General features: G+C 68.4%; 6 protein-coding genes. 4 read left to right on the plus strand and 2 right to left on the minus strand.

Annotated elements, in window-relative coordinates:
* The first annotated feature begins 208 nt into the window (after nucleotides 1–208).
* The 4 genes from DIE17_RS22235 to DIE17_RS22250 all read left to right on the plus strand — a co-directional run bounded on the left by DIE17_RS22235 (nucleotide 209) and on the right by DIE17_RS22250 (nucleotide 9222).
* The gene (locus tag DIE17_RS22235; protein WP_124487387.1) at nucleotides 209–1033 is read left to right on the plus strand and encodes an IclR family transcriptional regulator; all 825 of its coding nucleotides are present in this window, start codon (nucleotides 209–211) and stop codon (nucleotides 1031–1033) included.
* A gap of 273 nt (nucleotides 1034–1306) precedes the next feature.
* Nucleotides 1307–2674, plus strand: a complete 1368-nt coding sequence (locus DIE17_RS22240; protein ID WP_124487388.1) for an MdtA/MuxA family multidrug efflux RND transporter periplasmic adaptor subunit — start codon at nucleotides 1307–1309, stop codon at nucleotides 2672–2674.
* A gap of 15 nt (nucleotides 2675–2689) precedes the next feature.
* Nucleotides 2690–5809: an MdtB/MuxB family multidrug efflux RND transporter permease subunit gene (locus DIE17_RS22245; RefSeq protein WP_044848932.1), complete on the plus strand. Its 3120-nt coding sequence runs from the start codon at nucleotides 2690–2692 to the stop codon at nucleotides 5807–5809.
* Nucleotides 5810–5913: 104 nt separating this feature from the next.
* Nucleotides 5914–9222 (plus strand): efflux RND transporter permease subunit, encoded by a 3309-nt coding sequence (locus DIE17_RS22250; protein ID WP_124521325.1) that lies wholly within the window; start codon nucleotides 5914–5916, stop codon nucleotides 9220–9222.
* 69 nt (nucleotides 9223–9291) lie between these two features.
* On the opposite strand, the gene DIE17_RS22255 is transcribed toward DIE17_RS22250, so the two are convergent.
* Both DIE17_RS22255 and DIE17_RS22260 read right to left on the minus strand, forming a co-directional pair.
* Entirely contained in the window at nucleotides 9292–10254 is a 963-nt protein-coding gene (locus tag DIE17_RS22255) for an AraC family transcriptional regulator (protein ID WP_124487390.1), read from the minus strand.
* Between the two features lie 31 nt (nucleotides 10255–10285).
* A complete protein-coding gene (locus tag DIE17_RS22260) occupies nucleotides 10286–11380 on the minus strand; it encodes a porin (protein ID WP_124487391.1) in 1095 nt (364 codons plus the stop codon).
* Nucleotides 11381–11411 lie beyond the last annotated feature (31 nt).

Genomic DNA, 11411 nt, shown 5'->3' on the forward strand with positions numbered 1-11411 from the left:
TCCGTTTCCGCCCGACAAGTCAAGCGGTATTTGCACCGGTTTGTTCACTTTCCGGCAATGCTCGTTTGAGCACTTTCCTAATAAACCAAGGGTGAACCCGTAAAATCGCATCGAATGAACGATTCACCCATGGAACATGCATCTTTTGACAATCATCCTACAATACCAACAAAATGAAATCGAGTTTCGGAAATAGAGAGAATCCCTCGTGTCGACATCTGTAACGCCTCCCGCGCCCCGAGACCGCGAATCGTCGCCGGACGAGATCACCGCGCTCGCGCGCGGCCTCGCCGTGCTGCGCCGCATCGCGGCCGCCGACGCCCCGGTCAGCAACCGCGAGCTGACCGAATTGACGGGCATCCCGAAGCCGACCGTGTCGCGCATCACGGCGACGCTCGTCAGCGCCGGCTTCCTGTTCCAGCTGCCCGACAGCGAGCGCTTCGTGCTGACCGCGTCGGTGCTGGAGCTGAGCCACGGCTTCCTGCGCAACTTCGACATCCGCGCGCGCTCGCGGCCGTTCATGATCGAACTCGCCGAGCGCACGTCGCTGTCGGTGCACCTCGCGGTGCGCGACCGGCTCGACATGGTCGCGATCGACGTGATCCGGCCGCGCTCGGCCGTGCTCGTCACGCGCCTCGAGATCGGCTCGCGGATGGACATCGCGCGCACCGCGGTCGGCCGCGCGTATCTTGCGGCGCTGGAGGACGACGAGCGCCGCACGCTGCTCGACGCGCTGCGCGCGACGGCCGGCGACGACTGGCCGCACGTATCGGCGCGCCTGACCCCCGGCCTCGAGGACGCGATGCGCGCCGGCCACGCGATCGCCATCGGCGAATGGCGCGAAGGGCTGAATGCGGTCGCGGCCGGGTTCGTCGGCCCGTCGGGCCAGCGCTATTCGGTGAACTGCGGCGGCGCATCGAGTCAGTGCCCGCCCGAATGGCTGCAGGAACACGTGGTGCCCGCGCTGCACGAGTGCATCGCGAAAATCACCCGCGAGATCGGCGGCGCGCCGGCCCGGCGCAGCGCCGTGTAATCGATCCGTCATCGCCCCGTCGCGTTCTGTAACGACCGTAACCCGTTGAAAGATAGACGACTGGACTGTAACGGGGACGGGACGTAGGATCATGCCCATCGTCGCGCCGCATTCGCGGCGCGCACCGCTCTTTTCTTTTTCCGCGCAGACCGGAAGGGCCCGGACCGAGCCGGCCTTCCGGCACCGCATGCCCCTGCGCCGCCCAGGCCCGTTTTCCAGCCCGGTTTCGAGCCCGTTTCCCGGCCTGCCGAGCCGTCTTCCTGACAGAACCCGATGGACAATCAACAAAAGCCCACGCCCCCTTCGAAGGATCCCGCCTCCCCCGCCGCGCGCCGACCGCGCCGCACGCTGGTGATCGGGACGCTCGCGGTCGTCGTCATCGGCGGCCTGCTGTGGTGGCACCCGTGGAACCGCACGCAGGCCGACGCGCAGGCGGCGGCCAGCGCGGCCTCCGGCGCGAGCGCAGGCGGCGGCCATCGCGGCCGCGGCGGCCCCGCCGCGATGGCGAACGTTCCGCAACCGGTATCGGTCGCGACCGCGACGCAGGGCGAGATGCCGATCGTGCTGTCCGCGCTCGGCACCGTGACGCCGCTCGCGAGCGTGACGGTCAAGACGCAGTTGTCGGGCTACCTGCAGTCGGTCGCGTTCCAGGAAGGCCAGATCGTCAGGAAGGGCGACCTGCTCGCGCAGATCGACCCGCGCCCGTACCAGGTCGCGCTCGAGAACGCCGAAGGCACGCACGCGCGCGACTCGGCACTGCTCGCGACGGCCCGCCTCGACCTGAAGCGCTACCAGACGCTGCTGTCGCAGGATTCGATCGCGTCGCAGACGGTCGACACCCAGGCATCGCTCGTCAAGCAATATGAAGGAACGGTGAAGACCGACCAGGCGGCGATCGATTCCGCGAAGCTGAACCTCGCGTACGCGCGCATCACGGCGCCGGTGTCGGGCCGCGTCGGCCTGCGCCAGGTCGACCCCGGCAACTACGTGACGCCGGGCGACACGAACGGGATCGTCGTGATCACGCAGCTGCAGCCGATGAGCGTGATCTTCACGACTTCGGAAGACAACCTGCCGCAGATCGTCAAGCAGGTGAACGCGGGCCGGAAACTGTCGGTCACCGCGTACAACCGCAACAACACGGTGCCGCTCGAGACGGGTTCGCTCGCCACGCTCGACAACCAGATCGACACCAGCACCGGCACGGTCAAGCTGCGCGCGACCTTCGATAACAAGGAAGGGCTGCTGTTCCCGAATCAGTTCGTGAACGCGCGGCTGCTGGTCGACGTGATGCGCGATGCGACGATCGTGCCGACGGCCGCCGTGCTGACGGGCTCGATCGGCCAGTTCGTGTACATCGTGAAGCCCGACAACACGGTGACGGTGCGCAAGGTCACGATCGGCCCGGTCGACGGCGAGCGCACGAGCATCGTCAGCGGCGTCGCGCTCGGCGAGCGCGTGGTCACCGACGGCTCCGACCGGCTGCGCGAAGGCGCGAAGATCACGATCCCGGCCGACAAGCCGAAAGGCGCGTCGGGCGCGCACGGCGCCGGCGCGGCGTCCGGCGCATCGGGCGCGGCCGCCCGCCGCGGCGGACACAAGCACGGCGCGTCGCAGGCAGCGGCCCCCGCGGCCCAGTAACGCGCGGGCCGCTCGATGAATCCCTCCCGCCTCTTCATTCTCCGGCCGGTCGGCACCGCCCTCCTGATGGCGGCGATCATGCTGGCCGGTCTCGTCGCGCTGCGCTTCCTGCCGCTCGCCGCCCTGCCCGAGGTCGACTACCCGACGATCCAGGTCCAGACCTTCTATCCGGGCGCGAGCCCGGAGGTGATGACGTCGGCGGTCACCGCGCCGCTGGAGCGGCAGTTCGGCCAGATGCCGTCGCTGAACCAGATGTCGTCGCAAAGCTCGGCCGGCGCGTCGGTGATCACGCTGCAGTTCTCGCTCGACCTGCCGCTCGACATCGCCGAACAGGAAGTGCAGGCCGCGATCAACGCGGCCGGCAACCTGCTGCCGTCCGACCTCCCTGCCCCGCCGATCTACGCGAAGGTCAACCCGGCCGACGCGCCGGTGCTGACCCTCGCGATCACGTCGAAGACCCTGCCGCTCACCCAGGTGCAGGACCTGACCGACACGCGTCTCGCGATGAAGATCTCGCAGATCGCGGGCGTCGGCCTCGTCAGCCTGTCGGGCGGCAACCGGCCGGCCGTGCGGATCCAGGCGAACCCGACCGCGCTCGCGCAGTACGGGATGAACCTCGACGACCTGCGCACGACGATCTCGAACCTGAACGTGAACACGCCGAAGGGCAACTTCGACGGCCCGACGCGCGCGTACACGATCAACGCGAACGACCAGCTCACCAGCGCCGATCAATACAACGACGCGGTCGTCGCCTACAAGAGCGGCCGCCCGGTGATGCTGACCGACGTCGCGAAGATCGTCGCCGGCTCCGAGAACACCAAGCTGGGCGCGTGGGTCAATGCGGAGCCCGCGATCATCCTGAACGTGCAGCGCCAGCCGGGCGCGAACGTGATCGCGACCGTCGACGCGATCAAGGCGCAGCTGCCGAAGCTGCAGGAGACGCTGCCCGCAGCGCTCGACGTGCAGATCGTCACCGACCGCACGACGATGATCCGCGCCGCCGTGCGCGACGTGCAGTTCGAGCTGCTGCTCGCGGTCGCGCTGGTCGTGCTGGTGATGTACCTGTTCCTCGCGAACGTCTACGCGACCATCATCCCGAGCCTGTCGGTGCCGCTGTCGCTGATCGGCACGCTCGCGGTGATGTACATGGCCGGCTTCTCGCTGAACAACCTGTCGCTGATGGCGCTCACCATCGCGACCGGCTTCGTCGTCGACGACGCGATCGTGATGATCGAGAACATCGCGCGCTACGTCGAGGAAGGCGACACGGGCCTCGAGGCCGCGCTGAAGGGCTCGAGACAGATCGGCTTCACGATCATCTCGCTGACGGTGTCGCTGATCGCGGTGCTGATCCCGCTGCTGTTCATGGGCGACGTGGTCGGCCGCCTGTTCCACGAGTTCGCGATCACGCTCGCGGTGACGATCGTGATCTCGGCGATCGTGTCGCTCACGCTCGTGCCGATGATGTGCGCGAAGCTGCTGCGCCATTCGCCGCCGCCGGAGAGCCACCGCTTCGAGGCGCGCGTGCACCGCGCGATCGACTGGGTGATCGCACGCTACGGGGTCGCGCTCGAATGGGTGCTGAACCGCCAGCGCTCGACGCTCGTCGTCGCGGTGCTGACGCTCGTGCTGACCGGCCTGCTCTACGTGTTCATACCGAAGGGCTTCTTCCCCGCGCAGGATACCGGCGTGATCCAGGCGATCACGCAGGCGCCGCAGTCGATCTCGTACGGCGCGATGGCCGAACGCCAGCAGGCGCTCGCGGCCGAGATCCTGAAGGATCCGAACGTCGCGAGCCTCACGTCGTTCATCGGCGTCGACGGCAGCAACATCACGCTGAACAGCGGCCGGATGCTGATCAACCTGAAGGCGCGCGACGCCCGCTCCGAATCGTCCGCGCAGATCATCCGCGACCTGCAGCAGCGTGTCGCGAACGTGACCGGCATCTCGCTGTTCATGCAGTCGGTGCAGGACCTGACGATCGACTCGACCGTGAGCCCGACGCAGTACCAGTTCATGCTGACGAGCCCGAACCCGGACGAGTTCGCGACCTGGGTGCCGAAGCTCGTCACGCGGCTGCAGAAGGAGCCGTCGCTCGCCGACGTCGCGACCGACCTGCAGAGCAACGGCCAGTCGGTCTACATCGAGATCGACCGCGCGAGCGCCGCGCGCTTCGGCATCACGCCGGCGACCGTCGACAACGCGCTGTACGACGCGTTCGGCCAGCGCATCGTGTCGACCATCTTCACGCAGTCGAACCAGTATCGCGTGATTCTCGAGTCGGAGCCGAAGGAGCAGCATTACGCCGAATCGCTGAGCGACATCTACCTGCCGTCCGCGGGCGGCGGCCAGGTGCCGCTGTCGTCGATCGCGTCGTTCCACGAGCGGCCGTCGCCGCTGCTCGTCGCGCACCTGTCGCAGTTCCCGTCGACGACGATCTCGTTCAACCTCGCGCCGGGCGCGTCGCTCGGCGAGGCCGTGAAGGCGATCGGCGCCGCCGAGCAGGACATCGGCCTGCCCGGCTCGTTCCAGACGCGCTTCCAGGGCGCCGCGCTCGCGTTCCAGGCGTCGCTGTCGAACCAGCTGTTCCTGATCCTCGCGGCGGTCGTCACGATGTACATCGTGCTCGGCGTGCTCTACGAGAGCTACATCCATCCGATCACGATCCTGTCGACGCTGCCGTCGGCCGGCGTCGGCGCGCTGCTTGCGCTGATGATCACCGGGCACGACCTCGACATCATCGGGATCATCGGGATCGTGCTGCTGATCGGCATCGTGAAGAAGAACGCGATCATGATGATCGACTTCGCGCTCGAAGCCGAGCGGGTCGAAGGCAAGCCGCCGCGCGAGGCGATCTACCAGGCGTGCCTGCTGCGCTTCCGGCCGATCCTGATGACGACGCTCGCCGCGCTGCTCGGCGCGGTGCCGCTGATCGTCGGCGCGGGTGCGGGCTCCGAGCTGCGCCAGCCGCTCGGGATCGCGATCGCGGGCGGCCTGATCGTGTCGCAGGTGCTGACGCTGTTCACGACGCCGGTGATCTACCTCGGCTTCGACAGCCTCGCGCGCCGCGTGCGCGGCTGGTTCGAGCGGCACGGCCCCGGCGCCGATGCCGGCAAGCACACGGGTGCGTAAATGAACCGCCCCCCACGCTCACTTCGTTCGCGTGGGGGGGCGCAGCCCCCCCATCTCCCGAAAACGCATCCGTCGGAACACGCGGCCGCCCAGCGAGTGCCAACATGAACCTGTCGCGCCCCTTCATCACCCGCCCCGTCGCGACGACGCTGCTCGCGCTCGGCGTCGCGCTCGCGGGCCTGTTCGCGTTCATCAGGCTGCCGGTGTCGCCGCTGCCGCAGGTCGACTTCCCGACCATCTCGGTGCAGGCGTCGCTGCCCGGCGCGAGCCCCGAGACGGTCGCGACCAGCGTGACGAGCCCGCTCGAGCGGCACCTCGGCTCGATCGCCGACGTCAGCGAAATGACGTCGACCAGTACCGTCGGCAACGCGCGGATTACCCTGCAGTTCGGGCTGAACCGCGACATCGACGGCGCCGCGCGCGACGTGCAGGCCGCGATCAACGCGGCGCGCGCCGACCTGCCCGCGTCGCTCAGGAGCAACCCGACGTACCGCAAGGTCAACCCGGCCGACTCGCCGATCATGATCGTGTCGCTCACGTCGGAAACGTCGTCGCCCGCGAAACTGTACGACGCCGCGTCGACGGTGCTGCAGCAGTCGCTGTCGCAGATCGACGGGATCGGCCAGGTGTCGGTGAGCGGCTCCGCGAACCCGGCCGTGCGCGTCGAGCTCGAGCCGCACGCGCTGTTCCACTACGGCATCGGCCTCGAGGACGTGCGGGCCGCGCTCGCGTCCGCAAACGCCAACAGCCCGAAGGGCGCGATCGAGTTCGGCCCGAAGCACTACCAGCTCTATACGAACGACCAGGCGTCGCAGGCGTCGCAGTACAGCGACCTCGTCGTCGCTTACCGCAAAGGCGCGGCCGTGCGGCTGTCCGACCTGTCCGAGGTCGTGGACGGCGTCGAGGACCTGCGCAACCTCGGTTTGTCGAACGGCAAGCGCGCGGTGCTCGTGATCCTCTACCGCTCGCCCGGCGCGAACATCATCGAGACGATCGACCGCGTGCGCGCGGCGCTGCCGCAGCTCACCGCGTCGCTGCCGGCCGACATCACGGTCACGCCGGTGCTCGACCGTTCGACGACGATCCGCGCGTCGCTGAAGGACACCGAGCACACGCTCCTGATCGCGGTCAGCCTGGTCGTGATGGTCGTGTTCCTGTTCCTGCGCAACTGGCGCGCGACGCTGATCCCGAGCGTCGCGGTGCCGATCTCGATCATCGGCACGTTCGGCGCGATGTACCTGCTCGGCTTCTCGATCGACAACCTGTCGCTGATGGCGCTGATCGTCGCGACCGGCTTCGTCGTCGACGATGCGATCGTCGTGCTCGAGAACATCACGCGCCACATCGAGAACGGCAAGCCGAGGTTGCAGGCTGCGTTCGACGGCGCGCGCGAGGTCGGCTTCACGGTGCTGTCGATGAGCATCTCGCTCGTCGCGGTGTTCCTGCCGATCCTGCTGATGGGCGGCATCGTCGGGCGGCTGTTCCGCGAGTTCGCGCTGACGCTGTCGCTTGCGATCGGCGTGTCGCTCGCGGTGTCGCTCACCGTCACGCCGATGATGTGCGCGCGGCTGCTGCGCGAATCTCACGAGGTGCAGGAGGAAGGCCGCCTCGGCCGCTTCCTCGAGCGCTTCTTCACGCGGATGCAGCGCGGCTACGAACGCTCGCTGTCGTGGGCGCTGCGCCGCCCGCTGCTGGTGCTGCTGATCCTGTTCGCGACGATCGGGCTGAACGTCTACCTGTACATCATCGTGCCGAAGGGCTTCTTCCCGCAGCAGGACACCGGGCTGATGATCGGCGGCATCCAGGCCGACCAGTCGACCTCGTTCCAGGCGATGAAGCTGAAGTTCGCCGAGATGATGCGGATCGTGCAGGCGAACCCGAACGTGAAGAGCGTCGCGGGCTTCACCGGCGGCACGCAGACCAACTCGGGCTTCATGTTCGTCACGCTGAAGGACCGCGCCGAGCGCAAGCTGTCGGCCGACCAGGTGATCCAGCAGCTGCGCAGGCCGCTGTCGGACGTCGCGGGCGCGCGCACGTTCCTGCAGGCCGCGCAGGACATCCGCGTCGGCGGCCGGCAAAGCAGCGCGCAGTACCAGTTCACGCTGCTCGGCGATTCGAGCGCCGAGCTGTACAAGTGGGCGCCGCTCCTGACCGAGGCGCTGCAAAAGCGCGCCGAGCTGACCGACGTGAACTCCGACCAGCAGCAAGGCGGCCTCGAGGCGATGGTGACGATCGACCGCGCGAGCGCCGCGCGGCTCGGCATCAAGCCCGCGCAGATCGACAACACGCTGTACGACGCGTTCGGCCAGCGCCAGGTCTCGACGATCTACAACCCGCTGAACCAGTACCACGTGGTGATGGAGGTCGCGCCGAAATACTGGCAGAGCCCGGAGATGCTGAACCAGGTGTGGATCAGCACGTCGGGCGGCAGCGCGAACGGCTCGCAGACCACCAACGCCGCGGCCGGCACCTTCGTCGCGACCTCGGCCGGCACGTCGAGCGCCGGCACGGCCGCGACGAGCGCCGCGGCGATCGCGTCCGATTCCGCGCGCAACCAGGCGCTGAACTCGATCGCGTCGAGCGGCAAGTCGAGCGCGTCGTCGGGCGCGGCGGTGTCGACGTCGAAGTCGACGATGATTCCGCTGTCCGCGATCGCGACCTTCGGCCCGAGCACGACGCCGCTGTCGATCAACCACCAGGGGCTGTTCGTCGCGACGACGATCTCGTTCAACCTGCCGCCGGGCGTGTCGCTGTCGCAGGCGACCCAGGTGATCTACCAGACGATGGCGCAGATCGGCGTGCCGCCGACGATCGTCGGCAGCTTCCAGGGCACCGCGCAGGCGTTCCAGCAGTCGCTGAACAACCAGCCGATCCTGATTCTCGCGGCGCTGCTGGCCGTCTACATCGTGCTCGGGATCCTGTACGAGAGCTACATCCACCCGATCACGATCCTGTCGACGCTGCCGTCGGCCGGCGTCGGCGCCCTCCTCGCGCTGCTGCTGTTCAAGACCGAGTTCAGCATCATCGCGCTGATCGGCGTGATCCTGCTGATCGGTATCGTGAAGAAGAACGCGATCATGATGGTCGACTTCGCGATCGACCAGACGCGCAACGGCAACAAATCGTCGTTCGATGCGATCCACGAGGCGTGCCTGCTGCGCTTCCGGCCGATCATGATGACCACGATGGCGGCACTCCTCGGCGCGCTGCCGCTCGCGTTCGGCCACGGCGACGGCGCCGAGCTGCGCGCGCCGCTCGGGATCGCGATCGCCGGCGGCCTGATCATGTCGCAGGTGCTGACGCTCTATACGACGCCGGTCGTCTATCTGTACATGGACCGGTTCCGCGTGTGGGGCGAAAAGCGCCGCAACCGCCGCGGCAATTCGGGCGGACCGGCGGTGGCCGGGGAGTAACGGCACGCGGCCGCTTCGAGAATCGCGAGCCTGCGCGCAAGCGCGGGCTCGCGATAGCGCGACGAGCCGTCATCCATGTCGCGCGAGGTCATACAGATCCTTTGCGTTGCGCGCATAGCGGCGCGGCGCCATTCCCGACCAGCGATGAAACGCGCGCGCAAATGCCTTCTCCGACGTGTAGCCGACCCGCTCGGCGACCTCGATCAGCCGCAGCTTGCCGTGCGCGAGCTCGCCGCTCGCCAGATACATCCGGTAGGCGGTCAGGTGGACGATCGGCGTCTCGCCGACCAGTTCCGCAAAACGCGCGCAAAAGCGCGAGCGCGACATGCCGGCCTCGGCCGCGAGACTCGCGAGCTGCCAGTTGCGGCGCGGGTCGCGGTGCATCAGCGCCATCGCACGGCCGATCTGCGGATCGGTCAGGCCGCGCAGCCAGCCCGTATGATTTGCCGACGACTGCAGGTGCGCGCGCAACAGCTGCACGAACAGCACGTCGGCGAGACGCGTCGCGGCGACGGCCCAGCCGGGCTGGCACGCCATCGACTCCTCGATGAAGCTCTGCAGCGTGCTCGCGAGCCAGGGCGCGACGGCCGCGTCGTTCGCGCGGACGTGGATCAGTGGCGGCAGCACGGATAACAGCGGGCTGCGCACGAGGTCGCGATAAATGACGATCCCGGTATAGAGGTCGCTGGTCGCGCCGCCGCCGCCCGCGGCAAATTCGAGCGGCGTGTCGAAGCGCGGCCGGATGCCCTTGTCCGCCATCAACGTATCGAACGGCACCGGTGGCTCGTCGAGCGACGACGCCATCACGTGCTCGTCGCCGTGCGGCAGCAGCACGAAGTCGCCCGGCCCCACGTGCACGGGCGCGGCACCGGCGACCGAGAGGAAGAACGGGCTGCCCGCGCAGGTGCGAAACGGTGCGCCCGCGACGGCCGGCTTGCGGATCGCCCACGGTGCGCTCAACGTGAAGCGCCCGGTGACGACCGCATCGGCCCGCAGATCGGCCAGCACGTCGCTGAGAAGATCAGTCGTCATCGTCGGAGTCTCCGTGGTGCGTGCCGCCGGCTCAAAAGCGCTGCTGGATGCCCGCCATCACGCCGACCTGGTTCCGGCCGGCGCCGACGGTGCCGCCGGCCGCCACCGCCGACGTGCCGAGTGCGCTGTTCGTCATATAGCCGACCGACGTATAGAGCATCGTACGCTTCGACAGGCTGTAATTGGCGCGCGCGACGAACAGGTTCGAGTCGTAGCGGCCGCGCAGCAGGTAGCGCACCGCCTGTGCGTCGAACGATAGCGCCGGCGTCGCGTAGACCGTGCCGCCCGCGAAGAAGATGTCCGACTGGCTGTGCGTCGCGGCCGCCGTGTTACGGCGGATCCAGCCCGCGCCGAGTTTCGCGATGCCGAATTTCACGTACGCGTCGACGATCGTGCGCGTGTCCGTATAGCCGGGGCTCGACAGCGGCGCCGACGCACCCGCGCCGCCGTGCATCACGTCGTACGAAGCGGCCGCGCCGAACTGCGGCGCGTCGTACGCGACCATCATCGTGTACTGGCGGCAGGCGACCGGATCGCCCGCCACGTTGCCCGCGCAGTTCGTGGCCGACGGGCCGGCCGGGCCCGCGCCGTCGCGCCCGGTGCTGTAGGTGCCGCCGAGCGTCAGGCCGCCGAAGTGGCCGAGATAGCCGACCGCGTTGTCGCTGCGCGCGTTCGGCAGATAGCTGTCGAAGCTCGCCATCGAATGAATCGACGGGCCGATCACGTCGGCGTTCAGCAGCACCAGCATCGACATGTTCATCTGCCGCCCGAGGGTGAGCGCCCCGTACGGCGATTCGATGCCGACGTTCGCCTGCCGGCCGAAGAGCCGGCCGCCGTAGTTCAGCGCGCCCGAGTTCAGCGCGAAGCCGTTCTCGAGCACGAAGAACACGCGATAGCCGCCGCCGAGATCCTCGACGCCGCGCAACCCGAAGCGCGACGGCACCTCGCCGGTCAGCGACGGCATGCCGGCGACCGAGCCGCCGCCCGCCGCGTTGTTGTAGTACTGGACGCCGGTATCGACGATGCCGTACAGCGTCACGCTGCTCTGCGCATGCGCGCCCGGCGACACGGCAGCGGCGGCCGCCGCGAACGAAACGGCCGTCGCGGCCGTGCGGAAGGTTTTCATGGAATTCTCCAGACCAGTCGTGTAGTTATGC

Source organism: Burkholderia sp. Bp9099 (assembly GCF_003857805.1).
GTDB lineage: Bacteria > Pseudomonadota > Gammaproteobacteria > Burkholderiales > Burkholderiaceae > Burkholderia.